Source organism: Streptomyces sp. NPDC002889, from assembly GCF_042888425.1.
In the GTDB taxonomy this organism is placed as follows: Bacteria; Actinomycetota; Actinomycetes; order Streptomycetales; family Streptomycetaceae; genus Streptomyces.
On sequence record NZ_JBIAPT010000046.1, the window covers coordinates 1 to 20,996 of the forward strand.

The window sequence follows — 20,996 nt, forward strand, 5'->3', positions numbered from 1 at the left end:
GCTCGAGATCCCGGCGTCCCGGCAGGCACGGGCAACGCGGACAGCGATTTCGCCACGGTTGGCGATGAGCACCTTGCGCACGATGGCTCCCTCCTTGAAACAAGCTGAGTTTAGGGACTGCCAACACGGCCTTTCGACCCGTCCCCAGTGGTGAGCTTGCCCACACGGAGCGTGATTCGAGGCTCGCGCAATCGCGAAATCCCTTGTCGCACCACGGTACGACGGGTTCCTCCCCCGCACAGTAACCCTCCGGTGTGGCCAAGGTCTCTGTTCGCAGGGCAAGCGGCCATACGGGTTTCTTTGTGGAGTCCCTACGAATGGGTCAGTGATTTTTTGCGGCGTGGCCGGGCGTGCCACACCTCTTGTCCCCGGGTTTACCCGTTAGTAGCGTTCGCGCTGTCGAACGCACATCGGGTAGCAGAGGGTAGGGGGCGCCGTGGCGCGCAGACTGGTGGCCGTCGTGGCCGCGCTTGTCCTGCTGGTGGAGGCCGTCGGCTTCGTGGCTCTCAACGGCATCATGGCGGCGTTCGTCGATGCGCAGGAGATGTCGCTCGCCGGGCTCGAAACGGACGCGATGGTCGCCGGCACCTGGGCGATGGGGATAGCCACCGGCCTCTTTCTGGCCCTGTGCGGTGGCACGCTGGCTCTGGCCGGTTTGCGCGACCGTGCTCCGGGCCGGATCACCCGCATCCTCCTGATCAGCTGCGCGGTCACGCACGGTGTGCTGGGCTCGCTGACGGTGGGTCTGGTCGGCTGGTACGCGTTCGGGTTCATGATGGTCGTGCTCGCGCTGGTCGTGGCGTCACTGATCGCGTACGGCAAGGAGCGCGAGCCGCTCGCGCCGACGCCCGAGGACCGGCCCGGCGCCGCACCCACGAATGGCGCGGCACCGGCCTGAGCGGGTCCGGCTCGTCCGGGGCGGTCGTCAGGTCCAGAGGTCGGTGATCGGGACGCCCAGCTCCGCCAGGAGCCTGCGCAGCAGCGGCAGTGAGAGGCCGATGACGTTGCCGTAGTCGCCCTCTATCCCGTCGATGAACGCCGCCGAGCGGCCGTCCAGCGTGAACGCGCCCGCCACATGCAGCGGTTCGCCGCTGGCCACGTACGCGGCGATCTCGGCGTCCGTCGGCTCGCCGAAGCGCACGACCGTCGACGCGGTCTCCGACACGCGCCGGCCGGTCGCGGTGTCGATCACGCAGTGGCCGGTCTGCAGCACGCCGGAGCGGCCGCGCATCGCCTTCCAGCGGGCTGTCGCCTCCTCCTCGTCGGCGGGCTTGCCCAGCGCCTGCCCGTCGAGCTCGAGCACGGAGTCACAGCCGATCAGCAGCGCACCCGCGGCCTCGGGCCGGGCCGCCACCGCGGTGGCCTTTGCCTCGGCGAGGACCAGGGCCAGTTCACCGGGGGTCGGTGCACTCAGCGCGTCCTCGTCGACGCCGCTGACGATCACCTCGGGGGCGAGTCCGGCCTGGCGCAGCAGATTCAGCCGGGCGGGAGACGCGGATGCGAGCACGAGGCGGGGGCGCGATTCGGCGGTCATGGGCCCCATCGTAGGTGCCGGGCGGACGGCGTCCGCCCGGGCCCGTGATGCCCGCGGGAGCCGTGTGCGCGCCCGCCGGCGATGCGTTTTCGTTCCGACGGCGGGGGCCGGTGCATGTCGGGTGGCGTGGGGTGGCCGGGGGCGGCGGTCATGCGGCGTGGGGTGCCTGGCGGGGGCCGGGGCGCTGGGTGCGGGCGGCTGCGGGCGGCGCGTTCCGACGGCGGGGCGGGTGCATGTCGGGTGGCGTGGGGGTGGCGGTTTCGGCGGTCGTGCGGTGACCGCGGGCTGCCTGAGGCGAAGGCCGGGGCGTTGTCCGGCCGCGCATGCGCCGCGGGCGCGCAACGGTGCGCCCCTCTGCCGGGCGGCTGCGCCTGGCGGGGGCCGGGGCGCTGGGTGCGGGCGGCGCGTTCCGGCGGGGCCGGTGCACGCCGCGTGGCGCGGGGGTGGCCGGGTTCGGGGGAGCGCAGCGCGGGGTGCCGGTTGGCTGCCTGGGGCGAGGGCCGGGGCGCCCATTGTCCGGCCGCATGCTCCGGGGGCGCGCAGCGGGCCGCCTGTGGCGCTGTCGGCGTCACTCGGCGGCGAGCCGTGGCGCCGGGTGCGTGCCCCCGGGCACAGTCGGCAACGAAGGGCGCGCTCGGCGGTGGTGCGGCGCGGCGCGCGGTTCGACCCCGTCATGGCCCGGTGCCCGCGCTCGCGACCCGTAGGCGCGGGTCAGCGCAGGCCCACCGCGAACATCGCCACCAGCATCGCCAGCGCCAGCAGGAACCCCGCGCGACGCAGCATCGCCTGCACGTCCCGGAGTTCTTTGGGGGGCTCGTTCTCGGGGTCGGACCACAGCATGTCTTCGATCCTGCTGCCGCGGCTCGCGCCGCGCCTGAGTACGGGTACTCAACCGTGACCCTGCTCCAGGACCCGGGGAACCGGCTCAGGTCTGTGTGAGGCGCCGGGCGTGCCCCTCCTCGTCAGGCCGCACCCGGCTCGGGTGGGCCTCCCGTAGCTGCCAACGCGCGGTGAGGCCATCGGGGCCTTCCAGGCCGCCCCGGTCCAGAGCTGCCCGGATCCGGCCGCGGACTTCCGCCTCCTGCTCGGGTTCGGCGGCGAAGAGCACACGCAGCCGCACCTCGTCCCGGGACTGCTCCGCGGCGGTGTGGTGCGGTGAGAGCGGGCACGGCGGCTCGTGCTCCCAGTGGCCGCACAGCGCGACCGTGATGGCTGCCCCCGGCGCCCGTACATCGGCACCGGCCTCCATGATCACTGTCGCTTCCAGGGCGAATGCTCGGCGCATCGCGGCAGCATCCCACGCCTCCCGCTGCTGTGACCTCGGCATGAGGAAGGGCCGGACCCCCAGGGGCCCGGCCCTTCCTCATGTCCTGCGGGATGTCCCTATACGGGCCAGTAGCTGCGCGCCCACGACCGCGGCCCAGGCATCGGCCTGCGCGTACGCGCGATCCGCGCCGGGTCCGACCAGCCCTCCGGCGGCAGCGGCGCCCCGGCCGCGGCGTCCAGCGTTGCCGCGGCCCGCGCCTGAACCACCGCCAGTGCGGCGGCCAGCTCCTCCGGGGTCGGGTTTCCTCGTACGACCTTGATCATCGGGAAGTCCCTTCCTAGAGGGGGATGTTGCCGTGCTTCTTCGGGGGCAGGCTTTCCCGCTTCGTACGGAGCTGACGCAGGCCCTTCACGACCTGTGCCCGGGTCTCCGACGGCATGATCACCGCGTCGATGTAGCCGCGCTCGGCCGCCGTGTACGGGTTGAGCAGCGCGTCCTCGTACTCCTGGATCAGCCGCGCCCGCGTCGCCTCCACCTCTTCAGGATCCTCCACCGCGGCGATCGTGCGCCGGTGCAGGATGTTGACCGCGCCCTGCGCGCCCATGACCGCGATCTGCGCGGTCGGCCAGGCCACGTTGAGGTCGGCGCCCAGGTGCTTGGAGCCCATGACGTCGTACGCGCCGCCGAACGCCTTGCGGGTGATCACCGTCATCAGCGGGACGGTGGCCTCCGCGTACGCGTAGATCAGCTTGGCGCCGCGCCGGATGATGCCGCCGTACTCCTGGTCGACGCCCGGCAGGAAGCCGGGCACGTCCACGAAGGTCAGCACCGGGACGTTGAACGCGTCGCAGGTGCGCACGAAGCGCGCGGCCTTCTCGGAGGCGTTGATGTCGAGACAGCCCGCGAACTGCATCGGCTGGTTGGCGACGATGCCGACCGGGAAGCCCTCGACGCGGCCGAAGCCGGTGAGGATGTTCGGCGCGAACATCGCCTGGGTCTCCAGGAACTCGCCGTCGTCCAGCACATGCTCGATGACCGTGTGCATGTCGTAAGGCTGGTTCGCCGAGTCCGGGATGAGCGTGTCCAGCTCGCGGTCCTCGTCGTTCACCGCCGTGTCCGCCTCCTCGGGGAAGGTCGGCGGCTCGGACAGGTTGTTCGACGGCAGGTACGACAGCAGGGACTTGACGTACTCGATCGCGTCCTTCTCGTCGCCCGCCATGTGATGCGCGACACCCGAGGTGCTGTTGTGCGTACGGGCGCCGCCCAGCTCCTCGAAGCCCACGTCTTCGCCGGTGACCGTCTTGATGACGTCGGGGCCGGTGATGAACATGTGCGAGGTCTGGTCGACCATCACCGTGAAGTCGGTGATCGCGGGGGAGTAGACCGCGCCGCCCGCGCAGGGACCGACGATCAGGCTGATCTGCGGAATGACGCCCGACGCATGCGTGTTGCGGCGGAAGATCTCGCCGTACATGCCCAGCGCGCTGACGCCCTCCTGGATGCGCGCGCCGCCGGAGTCGTTGATGCCGATGACCGGGCAGCCGGTCTTCAGGGCGAAGTCCATCACCTTGATGATCTTCTGGCCGAACACCTCGCCGAGAGCACCGCCGAAGACGGTGAAATCCTGCGAGAAGACGGCGACCGGGCGGCCGTCGACAGTGCCGTAGCCGGTGACCACGCCGTCACCGTACGGACGGGTCTTCTCCAGCCCGAAGTTGGTGGAGCGGTGCCGGGCGAACTCGTCCAGCTCGACGAAGGAGTCCTCGTCGAGCAGCAGCTCCACCCGCTCCCGGGCCGTCAACTTGCCCTTGGCGTGCTGCTTTTCCACCGCGCGAGCAGAGCCGGCGTGCGTCGCCTCGTCGATACGGCGCTGAAGATCAGCGATCTTTCCCGCGGTGGTATGGCTGCTTTGATCGTGAGAGAGGGCGATCTCTTCCGGCTCGGACATCGGGATGCGGCTCCCTGCCTGGTCACGGGGTCGGTAACGGGGGTGTGTAACGGGTTCCGTTGCTACTGACTCGTAGCGTATCGGCGCGGATACCGTTCGGCAGTGCGGCGTTTGCCACACCTAACCTGGCTTGCATGACGCCCGAGAATGCGCCCGAGAGCCGCTGGTCCGACCTGGACCGGCCACCGCTGAATGTTCCCGCACTGCGCCGCGCCCTGCTGGTACCGGGGTCCCTGTGGACCTCCCTCGACGTGGTGGAGTCCACCGGCTCCACCAATTCCGACCTGGCGCAGCGGGCCGCGTCCCTGCCGGAGGGAGCCGTGCTGATCGCCGAGGAGCAGACCGCGGGGCGCGGGCGGCTGGACCGGTCCTGGACCGCGCCCGCGCGCTCGGGACTGTTCCTGTCCGTACTGCTGCGACCCGGCCCGAACGTGCCCGTACGGCGCTGGGGCTGGCTGACGCTGCTGACCGGGGTGGCCGCCGCGACCGGGCTCGCCAAGGCCGCCGGAGTCGACATGTCACTCAAATGGCCTAATGACCTCCTGGTGACCGTCGGCGGCGAGGAGCGCAAGACGGGAGGCATCCTCGCCGAGCGCGCCGGGGACGACGCGGTCGTGGTCGGCATGGGCATCAACGTGTCCCTGCGCGCCGACGAACTGCCCGTCCCCACGGCGGGCTCCCTGGGCCTGGCGAACGCCATCTCCACCGACCGTGACCCGCTGCTGCGGGCCGTGCTGCGCTCGCTCGAGCAGTGGTACGGCGACTGGCGCGGGGCCGGCGGTGACCCGGGAGCCTCGGGGCTGCAGGCGGCGTACGCGGCGGGCTGCGCGACGCTGGGGCGCACCGTGCGCGCCGAGCTGCCGGGCGGCCGCTCGCTGACCGGGGAGGCGGTCGCGATCGACGGCGACGGGCAGCTGGTGCTGACCGCCGGCGACGGGCAGCGGCACACGGTGGGTGCGGGCGACATCGTGCATCTGCGTCCGGCGGACTGACGGCGGACCCTACGAGCCCCCTCCGCCTTCCCGTCGGCGTCCGCCTCCCCGTCCCCGTCCGCTTCCCCGTCCACGGAACCGCCGAATCCGCCGAATCTGCCGAATCCGCACGGCCGCCCGGACGTGAGCCAGGGCACACCTGCCGTATCGTTGAGGCGATCGAGCGACAGATCGGCAGGGCATTGCGCAGGGAACGGGCAGGAGGCGGCTGGTGACCGTCGACGACACCACTTCCGGCGCGGGCGCGCAGCCGCCGTCGGAGTCCTCCTCCGGCGCTTCCGCCCGCTCATCGTCCTCGTCGTCGGTGCACCCGACGCCGCACCACGAGGTCGACCACACGGCGGAGCCGAGCGACGACCCGCTCGCCATCCGGCTGGAGCAGCTGATCCTCGGGGCCGAGCGGCGCTACACCCCCTTCCAGGCGGCCCGCACCGCAGGCGTCTCCATGGAGCTGGCCTCCCGGTTCTGGCGTGCCATGGGCTTCGCCGACATCGGCCAGGCGAAAGCGCTCACCGAGGCGGACGTCCTTGCCCTGCGGCGGCTCGCCGGTCTGGTCGAGGCGGGCCTGCTCAGCGAGCCGATGGCGATCCAGGTCGCCCGCTCGACGGGGCAGACCACCGCCCGGCTCGCGGAATGGCAGATCGACTCCTTCCTGGAAGGCCTCACCGAGCCGCCCGAACCGGGGATGACCCGCACCGAGGTCACCTATCCGCTGGTCGAGCTGCTCCTGCCGGAGCTGGAGGAGTTCCTGGTGTACGTGTGGCGGCGGCAGCTCGCCGCGGCCACCGGACGCGTGGTGCAGGCGGCCGACGACGAGGAGATGGTCGACCGCAGGCTGGCCGTCGGCTTCGCCGACCTCGTGGGCTTCACCCGGCTGACCCGCCGCCTGGAAGAGGAGGAACTGGGCGAGCTCGTCGAGTCGTTCGAGACCACCTGCGCGGACCTGGTCGCCGCGCACGGCGGCCGGCTGATCAAGACCCTCGGCGACGAGGTGCTGTACGCGGCGGACGATCCGGCCACGGCGGCGGAGATCGGGCTGCGCCTGATAGACACGATGACGAACGACGAGTCGATGCCGGCGCTGCGTGTGGGGATCGCGTTCGGCACGGTCACCACGCGCATGGGCGACGTCTTCGGTACGACGGTGAACCTGGCGAGCCGCCTGACCTCGATAGCGCCGAAGGACGCCGTTCTGGTCGACGGGGCGCTCGCGGAGGAGATGATCCGGACGGGAGACGCCCCGGTCTCGGAGTCGGAGGCCGCGCAGGAGGCGGCCACGGCGGAGAAGGAGGGCGGCGAGCCCCCCGTGTACCGCTTCGCCCTCCAGCCGATGTGGCAGCGCCCGGTCCGTGGCCTGGGCGTGGTGGAGCCCTGGCTGCTGTCGCGGCGGCCGACGCCCTGACCGGCTCGGGCGTGGCGCCCCCGGGAGCGCCTGTCCGGTTTCGGGTCGGGGGCCGTGGTCTGCGGAGTGGGGTACCCCGACCCGGACTGCTTTCCTCACCGCGCTTCGCGAGTTGCGCCGCGTGGTGCGCGTCCCTGGGAGCGCCTGCCCGGGGTGGGTGCGGGCGCCGTGGTCTCCGGAGTGGGCCCGGACTGCTTCCGTCACCGCGCTACGCTCGCGAGTTGCGCCGCTTCACGTCCGGGCACCCCACTCCTGCGACCCCGTCCCCCTCAGGTGGGTGGGCGCGGCCGCGGGACGGTCGTCGTTCGCTCCGTCGGGAATCGCTTCCCCCGCGGGACACGTGCGCGTCGCGCGATCGGGACGGCCGGCCGGGTCGTGTGAGGGCACCACGCCACGGACCCGGCCACGCCCGAGAGACGTGCCCCCCGAAGGCGCCGCGCACGCGGGCCGGGGTCAGCCCGGGAACGCAGTCCGCCGCCCGCCCGAGGGCCCCGCACGCCTATGATCCCGGTGAACCATCGTTAACCGGGAGGGTGGCCTCATGTCGGAGTCCGAGCAGCGGTTCGGGGAGTTCGTCGTCGTGCGCAGGCATGAGCAGGGGCATGTCGCCGAGCTCGTGCTGGACCGGCCCAAGGCGATGAACGCCGTGTCGACCGAGATGGCACGGTCCATCGCTGCCGCCTGCGACGCGCTGGCGGCGGACCGGGACGTACGTGTCACCGTCCTGACCTCCTCGCACGAGCGCGCCTTCTGTGTCGGCGCCGACCTCAAGGAGCGGAACTCCTTCTCCGACGCCGAGTTGGTGCGGCAGCGGCCCACCGCCCGGGGCGCGTACACCGGGGTGCTGGAGCTGCCGATGCCCGCGATCGCCGCCGTGCACGGCTTTGCGCTCGGCGGCGGGTTCGAGCTCGCGCTCGCCTGCGATGTGATTGTCGCCGATGCCACCGCCGTCGTCGGTCTGCCCGAAGTCTCCGTCGGTGTCATCCCCGGCGGCGGCGGCACCCAGTTGCTGCCGCGCCGCGTCGGTGCGGCCCGCGCGGCCGAGCTGGTCTTCTCCGCGCGGCGGGTGGAGGCGGCCGAGGCGCGGGAGTTGGGACTCGTCGACGTACTCGCGGAGGATGCCCGCACCGAGGGCCTCGCGCTGGCGGCCCGTATCGCCGCGAACTCGCCGATCGGTCTGCGCAACGCCAAGCGCGCCATGCGGCTCGGGCAGGGGCTCGATCTGCGGGCCGGTCTGGAGGTCGAGGACGCGGCCTGGCGGGCCACCGCCTTCTCCGGTGACCGTGCCGAGGGAGTGGCGGCCTTCAACGAGAAGCGCAAGCCCCAGTGGCCCGGCGAGTGAGCGGGTGACCGCCGCGGCGACCCGGCGCAAGCCAACTGATCACATCGACCGAAACCTCCCTAAGCTGGGGTGATGGCTGAGGATCGGCGGTTGAGGGCCGTGGTGGCGCTGGCGCAGGCGATGGCGGCCGCCCATACCCCGCGCGACTCCTGGCGGGCGGCTGCCCTGGGCGCTTGCGACGCGCTCGGCGGGTCCTTTGCCGCGCTCTCGGTGTGGGAGCGGGAGCTCGGACGGCTCAGGGTGCTCGTCAATGCCGGCGAACGGGCCGCGGACGAGGAGGAGTTCCCCGAGTCGGAGACGTATCCGGTCAACCACTTCCCGGAGATCACCGAGTTTCTGCACGACCAGTGGGCGGGCGGGGGCGAGTGGGGGCCCCTCCCACGCGCGGAGCGCTGTGGGGGAGCCTGGGTGGAGACGGCGGACGGACCGGCGTCGCCCGGGCTCGGCCACAGCCCTCCGGGCCTGCCTCCCGTGCCCGGAGGGCCTCGGGGGAGGGTGGCCGCCCTGCGTCGCCGCAACCGCGGCTGCTGCGTCGTCGCGCCGATCGTGCTGCACGGGCGGGCCTGGGGGGAGCTCTATGTCGCCCGCCCGCCGGCCGCCCCCGTCTTCGACCGGGACGACGCCGATTTCGCCACTGTCCTCGCCTCGGTCGTCGCTTCCGGTGTCGCCCAGACCGAGCGGCTGGAGGAGGTGCGGCGGCTCGCCTTCACCGACCCGTTGACCGGGCTCGCCAACCGGCGTGCCGTCGACACCCGGCTCGACGAGGCGCTCGAGGAGTACCACGCGGACGGTTCGGTCGTCAGCCTCGTCGTGTGCGATGTCAACGGGCTCAAGCAGGTGAACGACACCCTTGGCCATGCGGTCGGCGACCGGCTGCTGGAACGGTTCGGGTCGGTCCTGTCGCTGTGCGGCGCGATGCTCCCGGGCGCACTGGCGGCCCGGCTGGGCGGCGACGAGTTCTGTCTGGTCACGGTGGGCCCCCCGTCCGACGAGGTCGTCCGCGTCGCCGACGAACTGTGTCTGCGGGCACAGGAGTTGGAGCTGGGCGAGGGCGTGGCGTGCGGGGTCGCCTCGACCGGTGACCCGATCGGCGAGGTCCGTTCCGCCCGGCGGCTGTTCCGGCTCGCGGACGCCGCCCAGTACCGGGCGAAGGCGGCGCGCTCCCCGAAGCCGGTGGTCGCCGGCCGCGACGGCACGGTCATCCGGCTCGCGGACACCCCGCCGCGCTCGCCGCAGGACCGTCGCCGCTTCCGGGACGCGCGCCCGGAGGAGGACCGGGAGCCGTGGAGCGAGCCCTGACGGTGCGTACCGACGAGTAAGGGGTCAACTTGGCCACCACTGGTGACAGGTTTGGATTCAGTCCGTACGCTGCTGAATATGGATATGCATACAGTCGTGGTGGGGACGTCCGGTACCACCGCCGCCGACGTCATCGCCGTGGCCCGCGGGGGCGCCCGTATCGAGCTCTCCGACGAGGCCCGCACCGCCCTCGCCGCGGCCCGCGCCATCGTGGACGCACTGGCCGCCAAGCCCGAGCCCGTCTACGGGGTCTCCACCGGATTCGGCGCCCTCGCCAGCCGGCACATCAGCCCCGACCTCCGTGCCCAGCTGCAGCGCAACATCGTGCGCTCGCACGCTGCCGGAATGGGCCCGAGGGTGGAGCGCGAGGTCGTCCGCGCGCTGATGTTCCTGCGCCTGAAGACCGTCGCGTCCGGCCACACCGGCGTACGCCCCGAGGTCGCGCAGACCATGGTGGACGTACTGAACGCCGGGATCACGCCCGTCGTCCACGAGTACGGCTCCCTCGGCTGCTCCGGGGACCTCGCGCCACTGTCCCACTGCGCCCTTGCCCTCATGGGCGAGGGTGACGCCGAGGGCCCCGACGGCACCGTCCGCCCCGCCGGCGAACTTCTCGCCGCCCACGGCATCGAGCCCGTCGAGCTGCGGGAGAAGGAGGGCCTCGCCCTTCTCAACGGCACCGACGGCATGCTCGGCATGCTCGTCATGGCCCTCGCCGACCTCGACCGGCTCTACAAGTCCGCCGACATCACTGCGGCCCTGTCGCTCGAGGCCCTGCTCGGCACGGACAAGGTGCTCGCCCCCGAACTGCACGCCATCCGCCCGCACCCCGGCCAGGCCGCCTCCGCCGCGAACATGGCCGCCGTGCTCAAGGGCTCCGGCCTCACCGGCCACTTCCAGGAGGAGGAAGCGCCCCGCGTCCAGGACGCGTACTCCGTGCGCTGCGCCCCGCAGGTCGCGGGCGCCGGCCGGGACACCCTGGCGCACGCCCGCCTGGTCGCCGACCGCGAGCTCGCCTCCGCCGTCGACAACCCGGTCGTCCTCCCGGACGGGCGGGTGGAATCCAACGGCAACTTCCATGGCGCGCCCGTCGCCTACGTCCTCGACTTCCTGGCCATCGTCGCCGCCGATCTCGGTTCCATCGCCGAGCGCCGCACCGACCGGCTCCTCGACAAAAACCGCTCGCACGGCCTGCCGCCGTTCCTCGCCGACGACGCCGGCGTCGACTCGGGCCTGATGATCGCCCAGTACACGCAGGCGGCCCTGGTCAGCGAGATGAAGCGGCTGGCCGTCCCGGCCTCGGCCGACTCCATCCCGTCCTCCGCCATGCAGGAGGACCACGTCTCCATGGGCTGGTCGGCCGCGCGCAAGCTGCGTACCGCCGTGGGCAACCTCAACCGGATCATCGCCGTGGAGCTGTACGCGGCGACCCGCGCGATCGAACTGCGGCGCCATCTGACCCCCGCTCCCGCCTCGCAGGCCGCCATCACGGCGCTGCGAGCGGCGGGCGTGGAGGGCCCGGGCCCTGACCGGTTCCTCGCGCCCGACCTGGAGGCCGCGGACGCGTTCGTAAGGGACGGAAAGCTCGTCGAGGCCGTGGAGCCGGTGACCGGCCCGCTGGCCTAGGTCCGGACAGGGCCGGCGGCCGACACGGCGCAAGGGCCGCCCCGCCGCGGGGCGGCCTTTGCGCTGAGATCAGAACGCGGCCGGCAGCGCGGTACGCCTGCGCACGGAATAGGCGACAAAGCCCGCGCCGATGCCCAGGAAGGCCGTCCCGGTGATCAGATACGGGGTGGTGTTCATGCTGCCGGTCTGCGCGAGGAGCAGTTCCTGCTCACCCTGCGTGGCCGTGTGGTTCGTTGCCGTGGCGGCCGTCGAGCCGCCGCTCCGATGCTCCTGCGCCTGTTTCTCGGCAGTGGCGTTCGCCGAGGGGACGAACCACAGCGCACACAGCAAAGTCCCTGCGGCAGTGGCGGTCAGCAGCGGTCGACGTGCGACGGACACGGACTCGATCCCCCTTGAGGCATCTTCGAATTGGCCGGGTGCGCTGATGCTAGTGAAAGCAGCGGGTCGTGGGAAAGCCGCGGGTGCGGGAGCCCTACCCTCCGTCGTATGACTACTTCTGAGACATCACAGTTTGTGCGGCTGCGCGTGGAATTGGTGCTGGAGATCGGGGACTCCGGCGCCCTGACCGGCGCGGCCCTGGAACGGATCGCGGCCGACGAGTTCATGCCGGACGAGGAGCGCGCGCACGCCCGGGCCGCGGTCCGCGAGGACGAGGCGGAGGCGCTCGCCTATCTTGTGGACCCGTTCGACCTGGTCGCCCAGGTGCCGGGAGTCGAGCTCGCGCAGGCGTCGTGGAGCAGCGAACAGATCGAGTACGACCCCGAGGCGGAGGAATGGGATCTGGACGAGGAGGACGGAGCGTACGAGGATGACGTGGACGACGCGGATTCCGACGACGAGGACGTCGCGGACGATGCCGGCGGTGACAGCGGCCGGTAGGCGGGCCGCGGGAATGTGACAGGCATCGGGCCCCGGGTCGCCGGGCAGACGAACCAGGGCCCGGTCATATCCGTGTCGATCGGCGAACCGGTTGCAACCGGCGCGGCGGAAGCTGCGTCGATCAGGTCGGTGGGTCGAGTTTTCGGCGAGTGGCGTTCCCCACATCTTTCCCGATGGTGGAACCGGATCGCCCGGAATGTGTGTTTGACCAGGTGAGTGGTCAGAGGAAATCGGCGACGATGGAGAAGCGTGTGATGACGGACAGCAAGCGGCGCAAAGGCCTGATGGTCGCGTCCGCGATGCTCGGTGGCGTGCTGGCGCTCTCGGCATGCTCCGACGACGGGGACAACAGCGGCAGCGCCGACAGCTCGAAGACGTCACAGGCCCAGGTCGACGAGGCGGCCGCGAAGGACACCTCCAAGGCCCGAATAGCCATCTCGCCCAAGAACGGCGCGACGAACGCCAGCATCAACAACGCCGCCAAGGTGACCGTCAGTGAGGGCACTCTCACCGAGGTGACCATGACGACGGCGGACGGTGCGGCGGTGAGGGGCACGCTCGCCGCCGACGGCAAGAGCTGGAAGCCGGACGCGCCGCTCCAGCGCTCGACCACGTACAAGATCGCCGCGACGGCGAAGGACGCCAAGGGCCTGGAAGCCCACGAGAACTCCTCGTTCACGACCGTCTCGCCCGACAACAGCTTCATCGGCAACTTCACGCCCGAGGACGGCTCCACCGTCGGCGTCGGCATGCCGGTGTCGATCAACTTCAACAAGGCGATCACGGACAGGAAGGCCGTCCAGTCCGGCATCACCGTGACCTCCAGCAGCGGTCAGGAGATCGTCGGCCACTGGTTCAACGGCCAGCGCCTGGACTTCCGCCCCGACCAGTACTGGCAGGAGGGCTCGACCGTCACCCTGAAGCTCGAGCTGGACGGCGTCGAGGGCGCACCCGGCGTCTTCGGTGTCCAGCAGAAGACGGTCACCTTCACGATCGGCCGCAACCAGGTCACCACCGTCGACGCCTCCGCCAAGACCATGACGGTCACCCAGGACGGCAAGACGGTCAAGACCATCCCGATCTCCGCCGGTTCGCCCGAGAACCCCACGTACAACGGCCAGATGGTGATCTCCGAGAAGTTCAAGGAGACCCGGATGAACGGTGCGACGGTCGGCTTCACGGACGACGACGGCAAGGGCGAGTACGACATCAAGGACGTCCCGCACGCAATGCGGCTGTCCTCGTCCGGCACGTTCATCCACGGCAACTACTGGGGCGCCGACAGCGTTTTCGGTTCCGTCAACACCAGCCACGGCTGCGTCGGTCTGAACGATGTCAAGGGAGCGGGCGACCCGAACCAGCCCGGCGCCTGGTTCTTCGACAACTCGATCGTCGGTGACGTGGTGGTCGTCAAGAACTCCAAGGACACCACCATCAAGCCGGACAACGGCCTGAACGGCTGGAACCTGGACTGGGCGCAGTGGAAGGCCGGCTCCGCCGTCTGATCCACCACGCGGACCCTGACACGGCAGCGGCGGCACCCCTCGGGTGCCGCCGCTGCCGTCTCCGCCCTTAATCGACCTGCGCGACGCAGGGTATGCCCGTACGGTCCCGGCATGACGATCATCCGCCTGTCCTCCCCGCCGGCCGACACGGCCGTGGCCGCCTGGCACGCCGTCGTCCGGGCCGCTCACCGCAGCGACCTGCCCGCCGAGGTGCCACCGCCGGGCCGGGTGCAGACCGAGGGGAAGCTCCGGCAGCCCTCGGTGAACGCCGAGGCCGTGCACCTGGCGGCCGTGGCCGCCGACGGCTCGTACGACGGGGTGGCGTCACTGGTGCTGTTCCATGAGGAGAGCAACCGGCACACGGCCTTCCTCGATGTGCTGGCCGTGCACCCGAGGGCAAGGCAGCGGGGCATCGCCACGCGGCTCTGGAGCGCCGTACGCGACGAACTCGCCGCCGGCGGGCGCACCTCGGTCTCCGCCGAGATCGAACTCGGCGGCGCGGGCGAGACGTTCGCCACCCGCCTCGGCTTCGTGAACGTGCTGCCGCTGGCGTGGTACGTGCAGAACATCACCGACGCCGTCGCCGCCCACCCGGTGCAGCCCCCACTGCCCGACGGCTACACGTACGTGCACTGGACCGGCGTCGTGCCCGACGCCTTCGCCGCCGCGTTCGCCGAGGCACACAACGCGATGGAGGACGCTCCCAGCGGCGACATGGACCAGGCCACCCCCACGTGGGACGCCGAGCGGGTACGGGCCGCCGCCCAAGTGATCGAGGACCGCGGCGGTGTCATCCTCTCCTCGGCGGTGGTGCACACGGCGGGCGGCACCGACGCCGTTGCCGCGTACACCGAGCTGGTGCTCCGCGACCCGTCGGACGTACGGGCCCTGCAGTACGACACGGTGGTCGTGCCTGCCCACCGCGGCCGCGGATTCGGCCGGGCCGTCAAACGCCATATGGTCACCGCCGTCGCCGCGGCGCACCCCGGCGTACGCGAGATCGCGACCACAGTCGCCGACGAGAACGGCCCGATGCTGGCCGTCAACGAACACCTCGGCTACCGACGCGAGCGCACCATCGCCTACGTCCAGGCGAAACCGGCTCTTCACGATCCAGGGTGCAGCGGCGGCCTGAAGCCGCCGGCCTCGAGCAGTGATCGGGCGATGTAGTTGGTGAGGTTCCGGAAGCCGAGCGCGGAGCCGCGCAGGTGCTCGAGCCTGCCGCTGATCGCCTCGGTGGGGCCGTTGCTGGTGCCGGGGGCGGTCGAAGTAGGCCAGGACGTCGGCGGCCCGCTTGGCCATGGTCCGTCCGAGCTCGCCGCGTGACCGTGTCCCGTGGCACTCCTTCACACCCGCAGCGGCGGCACCAGCCGTCGGTCTCGACGCCCACGACGCGGCAGGCAAGAACCGGCCGATCCGGCTCCACACGCTGCCCGGTCACCTCCAAGCCGAGCTCATCGAGGCGACAGAACGTAGTCAGGTCAGGGCAGGCGAAGGTAGCGTCAGGCACGTCGAGGTCTTCCAGATGGGCAGTGCGAGAACTTCCATCATCGGAAGACCTCGACCCCTACCCGGCCACCGCCGCGCACACCGCCCACGCCCTCAACTGCGAAGAGCCACTTCAGGAGCCGACGATGGATGACGACATTCAGCTGATCAGCGACGGCGATGGCCTGGCGGTCATCGGAAGTCCGACGGTTGTCGAACGCTTCCTCGTCTCCGAAGGACTGCCGTCGAAGGACCTCGGACTGCCAAGGCTCGGATCCACCCTCAGTGCCGTGGCTGGAGCCGCGCAGACAGGTTCCGAGATTGCAGCCAACTCGGGTCGCTGGGTGAAGTTGACTGAGCAGTCCGCGCAAGCTCTCAAGAAGTACGGGCTGATGAAAGGTTCGAATCCGGGTGTCAGCCGTGCCGTGTTGACAGAGAACGGCAAGATCAAGGGACTCCTCGAATTGGCGAGGACGCCCGGATCGCTTCTGACCAACCCGGCGCTTCTGGCTGGTGCCGCGGGGCTCATGGCGCAGCTTGCGATGCAGCAGACCATGGACGAGATCACCGACTATCTCGCCGCGATCGACGAGAAGGTCGACGACGTGCTCCGCGCCCAGAAGGACGCGGTGTTGGCGGACATGATCGGAGCGGGCTTCGTCATCGAGGAGGCCATGATCGTCCGAGAGCAGGTGGGTCGGGTCTCCGAGGTCACGTGGTCGAAGGTGCAGGCCACGTCGATGACGATCGCGCGAACCCAGGCCTACGCGTTGCGTCAACTCGACGCGCTCGCCGAGAAGATGGAGCACAACACCAAGATCGGTGATCTCGCCAAGGCGTCCAAGGACGCAGAGTTCACAGTTCGGGAGTGGCTCGCCGTTCTGGCTCGTTGCTTCCAACTGCACGACGCGATCGCCGTGCTCGAACTCGACCGCGTGCTGGATGCGTCTCCGGATGAGCCGGATGAGCTGGACCGGCATCGCCTCGCACTTCGGGCTGCCCGGCAGAACCGGATGGAACTCATCTCACGGAGCACCGAGCGTCTGATGGCCCGCGTGGATGCGGCTGTCGGCACGGCCAACACGAAGGTGCTGCTGCACCCGACCGCGTCCCCAGCTGTGGTGCATTCGAGCAACCATGTCGCGATCGCCGTCGTTGACTTCCACGGGCGGCTCGGGATCGAGCGCGGTCGACAGTCATTGGACGCGAGACGATGGGTGGACGCGGCCGCGGAGACGAGGGACAAGGTGCTCGAGACGGGAGCAGAGGGCGTCAATGCCGCCAGGCGCCTCGGTAACGAGACCCTCGACCGAGCCAGATCGGTGACGGGCAAGCTCTCCAGCGGGATTGCCGAGCGAGTGCTCCGTCGGCGCGGGGACGACGAGGAACGCGACGAGGAAGGCTGAGACGCCGGCACAAATGCGCCCGAGGCGGGCCGGTCGCTGCTGGAGGCCGGCGGATTCGGGCCCCACCTGCACCCTCGATAGCGATGGGCCGCGAAACTCTGAACGTGCCGCCGTGAGGCGGGCGTGTGTCACACGGCGTCGGCGCTCGCCGCCTCGTCCACACCCCAGCCGGACAGCAGCCGCAGCGACTCAGCGGCTCGCGTGCCGGGCTCGGCGTGGTACATCACCAGCGCAAGGTCATGGTCGTCGGGGAGGCTCAGCGTCTCGTACGACAACGTCATCTCGCCCACCAGCGGATGGTGCAGCCGCTTGGCCCCGTGACCTTTCTCCAGCACCGTGTGCGCCGCCCACAGTGTGCGGAACTCCTCGCTCTTCACGGACAGTTCGCCGATCAGTGCCGACAGCTGCGGATCGTCCGGACAGCAGCCCGCGTACAGCCGCAGCACGCTCACCACCTCGGTCGCCTTGCACTGCCAGTCCATGTACAGATCCGGCGCGTTCGGATCCAGGAAGACCAGCTTCGCCATGTTCCGCTCCTGCGGCGGCAGCGCGGCGAAGTCGCCGCGCGCTGGGCGCCGAGGTGACCGTGCTGTCCCAGTCGCTGCGCAAGAAGGACGACGGCCTCGAGCTCGGCGCCGACCACTACTACGCGACCGCCGACGACGCGACGTTCGGGACACTGGCCGGCACCTTCGACCTGATCGTCTCCACCGTGTCCGCGCCGCTGCCGTTCGACAGGTACCTGAGCCTGCTGCGGACGGATGGCGCCATGGTGAACGTGGGCGCCCCCGAGGAGCCCGTGTCCCTCAATGTGTTCTCCCTGATGGGCGGACGCAAGACCCTGGCGGGCTCCGGAATCGGCGGCATCCGGGAGACCCAGGAGATGCTCGACTTCTGCGCCGAGCACGGCCTGGGCGCGGAGATCGAACTGATCCGTGCGGACCAGATCAACGAGGCGTACGAGCGGGTGCTCGCCAGCGATGTGCGCTACCGGTTCGTGATCGACACGGCGACGATCTGAGGCCTGCGCGGCGGGGGCGGGGGCATGGGCGGCCGTCGATTACCTGCCAGGTAAGGCGGCACCAGAGAAGGCGACGCTCGCCAGGAGCCAACCCAAGTGTTCACCCCTGGCGATCGTCCGCCGGAGTCCGTGAGAGTCCGTCGAGTGTCGTGGTGTGTGGCTCCCGGGGTGGCTCCCCAGGGCTCCCAGACTGTGGCCTGCGAGAGCCGCCCCAATGCTGGCAACCGCACTACATCGCTTGCCAGGTCACTTCTCGCCCGGATCAGCGCGAGGCCCAGAGCGCTCCTACAACGCAGAGACGGCCATAGACCACGGTGTCGCCGGGAACGGCTTTCAAGAGCGTCACGTAGCCCCCCGCGTAGCCGCTGTGGCCTGCTCAGACCTCGTTCCGCCGGCCCACAACCGATCTACTGGCCCACAGATGGCCCACGGGCACGCTCAACGGATACGGCGAAGGGAAGGTGGACCAGAGCGGGCATCCTGGCCTCTGGATGCTGCGTACTTGAGCCTGGAGTTGGCGGCCGAATCGGCCACTTGGGGCATATCTAGTGATCAGGCCCAGCTGCCTGATGGTGTGGTGCGGCGAGCTGAACATGCCTTGTCGGGGCATCGCCGAGTGCTGCTCAAGGGACTGGCCGGCAGTGGGAAAACGACGCTGTTGCAGTGGCTGGCTGTGGCGGCAGCGGACGGTGGCCTGCCGGAGGAGCTCGCCGATTGGCGTGGCCGAGTCCCATTCGTCCTTCCGCTGCGCACCCTTGTGCGTCGAGGTTCGCTGCCCTCACCGCATGAATTTCTCACCGCAGTCGATGCGCCCCTGGCGGGTATGCAACCTTCGGGATGGGCAGACGATGTGCTTTCCTCGGGCTCTTCGCTGATCCTGATTGACGGTGTTGATGAAGTCCCTGAGGAGCGCCGTAAGGCAACTCGAGAATGGCTGCTCGGACTCCTGTCCGCCTATGCGAATGCGTATTTCGTAGTCACCACTCGACCTTCAGCCGTTCCAGACGGATGGCTAGCAGCCCAAGGCTTCACAGAGCTTACGGTGCGCCCCATGAGTGGTGTCGACATTGGATTATTCGTACAACGATGGCACAACGCGGCCCGACACTGCGTTGAATCTGAAGCCGAGCGGGCGCACCTGGAGAGTCTAGAAGCCGCACTCAAGATCACGGTGCGCACGCAGCGGGACCTCGCTCAACTGTCAACGACACCGCTGATGTGCGCTCTGATCTGTGCGCTACATCGGGAACGTCGTGGACACCTGCCGCATAGCCGGATGGAATTGTATGAAGCAGCGCTTTCCATGCTCTTGGTTCGCCGCGATCGCGAGCGCAGCATCGTTGTTCCCGAAGGAATCCAACTCACCGAGAAGCAAAGCATGCAATTGCTGAAGCGACTTGCGTACTGGCTGATCCGCAACCAGCAGACCGAGATGGATCATGCCACCGCCGTAGCACTCATTGATGATGCACTGCCAACAATGCCTGCAATAGAAGAACAAGGCTCAGCTTCTCAGGTATTGACGCACCTAGGCTCACCTCACTCCGATTCGTAAGAGACCTAACAATCCTTGAGGAACTCGCCCTGCAGGGTTCGGCTCTGACTGATCTGCGAGAGCTCTCCGGTCTGCAACTGTCCCGCCTTCATCTGCTGCAAGTACCCGATGAACTCTCGTTCGACGCTCTCGGCGACTTGCCGGAACTTACTGCACTGGCCTTGTACACGCGACTGCCCGGCGTTAATCTCGCCGGATTCCCGGCGCCCTCGACCCTAACCAACCTGTCACTGGGAAATCAGATTGCCACGTCTCTCGTCGGCATAGCCCGCTGGCAGAACCTTCAGCGGCTAATTCTCAATCAGCCCCTCGACATGATCGAATGGGAAGAGCTTACAAAGCTTCCTCAGCTTATAGGGCTGTATCTCGGCGACTTTTGCGACCTCACACAGGCCGTTCGCCTGCCCGATCTCGAAGAGTTTCACATCCACACCGAGCGTTCGGATTTGCAGCTAGACCTTATCCCCGACCTCTTCCCCCAACTGAAGCGCCTGTCATTGTCATGCCGTGGCTGGGCACCCGACATAACCCCGCTCAAAAACCTCAACGCCAGCCTGAATCTATACGTCAGCGATGCTTCCAGTGTCATCGGTCTCGAGCACTTTCCCGCTGACCGGGTCACACTGTCGCCGCGCCCACGGACTCAGTCCAGTCGTCTTTGCCCGGCTTCAGCGACCGCATCCGCCTCAAGGGAGCAGCGTTGAGCGCGGGGTCTGTCGAGCTTGCCAAGACGCTTTCTCGTATCAGGATGAGGCCGGAGTCTGCGGCCTGGCCGCTGAGCTTGGTGAAGTGCGGCGGGTGCGGGGTGGTTTGGCCTAGTGTCGGTGGTCTCGTGCAGGGCGGCGTCGTGGGGTAGGGCTGGATGGTCGAGGTCGGTGGGCGGGTGTTCGTCAGTCATGCGGGGGCGGACCGGGCGTGGGCGGAGTGGGTGGCCTGGCAGCTGCAGGACGCCGGTTACGACGTGGAGCTGGATTACTGGGACTGGGGTGCGGGTGACAACTTCGTCCTGAAGATGAACGAGGCCCTGGCCTCGGGCCGGATGCTGGCGCTGTTCTCTGCCGCGTACTTCGATCCCGAGCGGTTCACCACGGAGGAGTGGACGGCCGTGGTGGCGGCGAAGGAAAAGCTGATCCCCTTACGTCTCGACGGCGCTTCCGCGCCTGCGATACTCCGGCCTTTGCTCGCTCCCTCGCTGGTGGGGCTGGCGGTGGAGGAGGCGCGGCGGGTGCTGCTGGGGGCGGTGGCGGGTCCGCGGCGTCCGGATGGTGAGCCGGCGTTTCCTGGTGCTGGTGGTGGTGGGGGCCGTTTGCGGGGGATGGGTGGGTCGGGTCCGCGGTTGCCGGGGAGTCTGCCGCGGGTGTGGAACCTGCCGGGGCGCAACGCCGGGTTCTCCGGACGCGACGGGTTGCTGGTGCATGTGCGTCAGCAGCTGTCGTCGGGGTCGCGGGTGGCGGTGCAGGCGTTGCGGGGCCGGGGTGGGGTGGGCAAGACGCAGTTGGCGATCGAGTACGGGCACCGGTTCGCCGGCGAGTACGAACTGGCCTGGTGGATCCACTCCGAAGAGCCGGCCCTGATCCCGGACCAGCTGGCCGCGCTGGCAGTCAAGACCGGAGCCGCACAGGCCGATACTCCGCCGAGGGAGGCGTTGGAGGCGCTGGCGGAGGAGCTGCGCACGCGGGGGCGGTGGCTGCTGGTGTTCGACAACGCCGAGGACCCCGCAGCCCTGGCCCCG

20 protein-coding genes and 3 pseudogenes are annotated in these 20,996 nt (G+C 69.8%); 14 read left to right on the forward strand and 9 right to left on the reverse strand.

The window, feature by feature from the left end:
* On the reverse strand, nucleotides 1-81 hold an 81-nt coding region (locus ACFYWI_RS37240; RefSeq protein WP_389239036.1), incomplete at its 3' end, for a biotin carboxylase N-terminal domain-containing protein.
* A 355-nt stretch (nucleotides 82-436) separates the two neighbouring features.
* On the opposite strand from ACFYWI_RS37240, the gene ACFYWI_RS37245 reads away from it, so the two are divergent.
* Nucleotides 437-898: a hypothetical protein gene (locus tag ACFYWI_RS37245; protein WP_389240427.1), complete on the forward strand. Its 462-nt coding sequence runs from the start codon at nucleotides 437-439 to the stop codon at nucleotides 896-898.
* A gap of 27 nt (nucleotides 899-925) precedes the next feature.
* Here the strand turns inward: ACFYWI_RS37245 and ACFYWI_RS37250 are convergent, their stop codons facing one another.
* The 5 genes from ACFYWI_RS37250 to ACFYWI_RS37270 all read right to left on the reverse strand — a co-directional run bounded on the left by ACFYWI_RS37250 (nucleotide 926) and on the right by ACFYWI_RS37270 (nucleotide 4,749).
* Nucleotides 926-1,534 (reverse strand): Maf family protein, encoded by a 609-nt coding sequence (locus tag ACFYWI_RS37250; protein WP_389240429.1) that lies wholly within the window; start codon nucleotides 1,532-1,534, stop codon nucleotides 926-928.
* A gap of 711 nt (nucleotides 1,535-2,245) precedes the next feature.
* Nucleotides 2,246-2,374, reverse strand: coding sequence for a morphogenic membrane protein MmpB (mmpB, locus tag ACFYWI_RS37255; RefSeq protein WP_389240431.1), 129 nt, complete (start codon nucleotides 2,372-2,374; stop codon nucleotides 2,246-2,248).
* An 85-nt stretch (nucleotides 2,375-2,459) separates the two neighbouring features.
* On the reverse strand, nucleotides 2,460-2,819 hold the full coding sequence (locus ACFYWI_RS37260) for a hypothetical protein (RefSeq protein WP_389240433.1): 360 nt from the start codon (nucleotides 2,817-2,819) through the stop codon (nucleotides 2,460-2,462).
* A 98-nt stretch (nucleotides 2,820-2,917) separates the two neighbouring features.
* Entirely contained in the window at nucleotides 2,918-3,124 is a 207-nt protein-coding gene (locus ACFYWI_RS37265) for an acyl-CoA carboxylase epsilon subunit (protein WP_389240435.1), read from the reverse strand.
* Between the two features lie 14 nt (nucleotides 3,125-3,138).
* On the reverse strand, nucleotides 3,139-4,749 hold the full coding sequence (locus ACFYWI_RS37270; RefSeq protein ID WP_389240437.1) for an acyl-CoA carboxylase subunit beta: 1,611 nt from the start codon (nucleotides 4,747-4,749) through the stop codon (nucleotides 3,139-3,141).
* Nucleotides 4,750-4,883: 134 nt separating this feature from the next.
* Between ACFYWI_RS37270 and ACFYWI_RS37275 the strand changes: the two genes are divergently transcribed.
* The 5 genes from ACFYWI_RS37275 to hutH all read left to right on the forward strand — a co-directional run bounded on the left by ACFYWI_RS37275 (nucleotide 4,884) and on the right by hutH (nucleotide 11,410).
* On the forward strand, nucleotides 4,884-5,741 hold the full coding sequence (locus tag ACFYWI_RS37275) for a biotin--[acetyl-CoA-carboxylase] ligase (RefSeq protein ID WP_389240439.1): 858 nt from the start codon (nucleotides 4,884-4,886) through the stop codon (nucleotides 5,739-5,741).
* Nucleotides 5,742-5,952: 211 nt separating this feature from the next.
* Nucleotides 5,953-7,143: an adenylate/guanylate cyclase domain-containing protein gene (locus tag ACFYWI_RS37280; RefSeq protein ID WP_389240441.1), complete on the forward strand. Its 1,191-nt coding sequence runs from the start codon at nucleotides 5,953-5,955 to the stop codon at nucleotides 7,141-7,143.
* A 541-nt stretch (nucleotides 7,144-7,684) separates the two neighbouring features.
* The gene (locus tag ACFYWI_RS37285) at nucleotides 7,685-8,485 is read left to right on the forward strand and encodes an enoyl-CoA hydratase/isomerase family protein (RefSeq protein ID WP_389240443.1); all 801 of its coding nucleotides are present in this window, start codon (nucleotides 7,685-7,687) and stop codon (nucleotides 8,483-8,485) included.
* 72 nt (nucleotides 8,486-8,557) lie between these two features.
* Entirely contained in the window at nucleotides 8,558-9,784 is a 1,227-nt protein-coding gene (locus ACFYWI_RS37290) for a diguanylate cyclase domain-containing protein (protein WP_389240445.1), read from the forward strand.
* Between the two features lie 84 nt (nucleotides 9,785-9,868).
* Nucleotides 9,869-11,410: a histidine ammonia-lyase gene (hutH, locus tag ACFYWI_RS37295; RefSeq protein ID WP_389240463.1), complete on the forward strand. Its 1,542-nt coding sequence runs from the start codon at nucleotides 9,869-9,871 to the stop codon at nucleotides 11,408-11,410.
* A gap of 69 nt (nucleotides 11,411-11,479) precedes the next feature.
* On the opposite strand, the gene ACFYWI_RS37300 is transcribed toward hutH, so the two are convergent.
* Nucleotides 11,480-11,788 (reverse strand): LPXTG cell wall anchor domain-containing protein, encoded by a 309-nt coding sequence (locus ACFYWI_RS37300; protein WP_389240447.1) that lies wholly within the window; start codon nucleotides 11,786-11,788, stop codon nucleotides 11,480-11,482.
* Nucleotides 11,789-11,896: 108 nt separating this feature from the next.
* Here ACFYWI_RS37300 and ACFYWI_RS37305 point away from each other — a divergent pair, with 108 nt between their 5' ends.
* From ACFYWI_RS37305 to ACFYWI_RS37315, 3 genes are all read left to right on the forward strand, one after another.
* A complete protein-coding gene (locus ACFYWI_RS37305; protein ID WP_389240450.1) occupies nucleotides 11,897-12,289 on the forward strand; it encodes a hypothetical protein in 393 nt (130 codons plus the stop codon).
* 239 nt (nucleotides 12,290-12,528) lie between these two features.
* Nucleotides 12,529-13,794 carry an Ig-like domain-containing protein gene (locus ACFYWI_RS37310; RefSeq protein WP_389240452.1) on the forward strand — a complete coding sequence of 422 codons (1,266 nt, stop codon included), beginning with the start codon at nucleotides 12,529-12,531 and terminating at the stop codon, nucleotides 13,792-13,794.
* Between the two features lie 111 nt (nucleotides 13,795-13,905).
* Entirely contained in the window at nucleotides 13,906-14,964 is a 1,059-nt protein-coding gene (locus ACFYWI_RS37315) for a GNAT family N-acetyltransferase (protein WP_389240454.1), read from the forward strand.
* Here ACFYWI_RS37315 and ACFYWI_RS37320 read toward each other — a convergent pair.
* Nucleotides 14,901-15,108 (reverse strand): annotated as a pseudogene (locus tag ACFYWI_RS37320) (transposase); the annotation flags it as partial. The gene ACFYWI_RS37315 and the pseudogene ACFYWI_RS37320 sit on opposite strands and share 64 nt — an antisense overlap.
* A gap of 320 nt (nucleotides 15,109-15,428) precedes the next feature.
* Here ACFYWI_RS37320 and ACFYWI_RS37325 point away from each other — a divergent pair.
* On the forward strand, nucleotides 15,429-16,688 hold the full coding sequence (locus ACFYWI_RS37325) for a hypothetical protein (protein ID WP_389240466.1): 1,260 nt from the start codon (nucleotides 15,429-15,431) through the stop codon (nucleotides 16,686-16,688).
* A gap of 128 nt (nucleotides 16,689-16,816) precedes the next feature.
* On the opposite strand, the pseudogene ACFYWI_RS37330 reads toward ACFYWI_RS37325, so the two are convergent.
* A pseudogene (locus ACFYWI_RS37330) lies at nucleotides 16,817-17,251 on the reverse strand (transcriptional regulator); the annotation flags it as partial.
* Nucleotides 17,252-17,253: 2 nt separating this feature from the next.
* Here ACFYWI_RS37330 and ACFYWI_RS37335 point away from each other — a divergent pair.
* From ACFYWI_RS37335 to ACFYWI_RS37350, 4 genes and pseudogenes are all read left to right on the forward strand, one after another.
* Nucleotides 17,254-17,709 (forward strand): annotated as a pseudogene (locus ACFYWI_RS37335) (zinc-binding dehydrogenase); the annotation flags it as partial.
* Between the two features lie 502 nt (nucleotides 17,710-18,211).
* Complete coding sequence (locus ACFYWI_RS37340) at nucleotides 18,212-19,264, forward strand: NACHT domain-containing protein (RefSeq protein WP_389240456.1); 1,053 nt, start codon at nucleotides 18,212-18,214, stop codon at nucleotides 19,262-19,264.
* 161 nt (nucleotides 19,265-19,425) lie between these two features.
* Nucleotides 19,426-19,968 carry a hypothetical protein gene (locus tag ACFYWI_RS37345; protein WP_389240459.1) on the forward strand — a complete coding sequence of 181 codons (543 nt, stop codon included), beginning with the start codon at nucleotides 19,426-19,428 and terminating at the stop codon, nucleotides 19,966-19,968.
* Nucleotides 19,969-20,126: 158 nt separating this feature from the next.
* Nucleotides 20,127-20,996: TIR domain-containing protein (locus ACFYWI_RS37350; protein ID WP_389240461.1), on the forward strand; the 870-nt coding region annotated here is incomplete at its 3' end.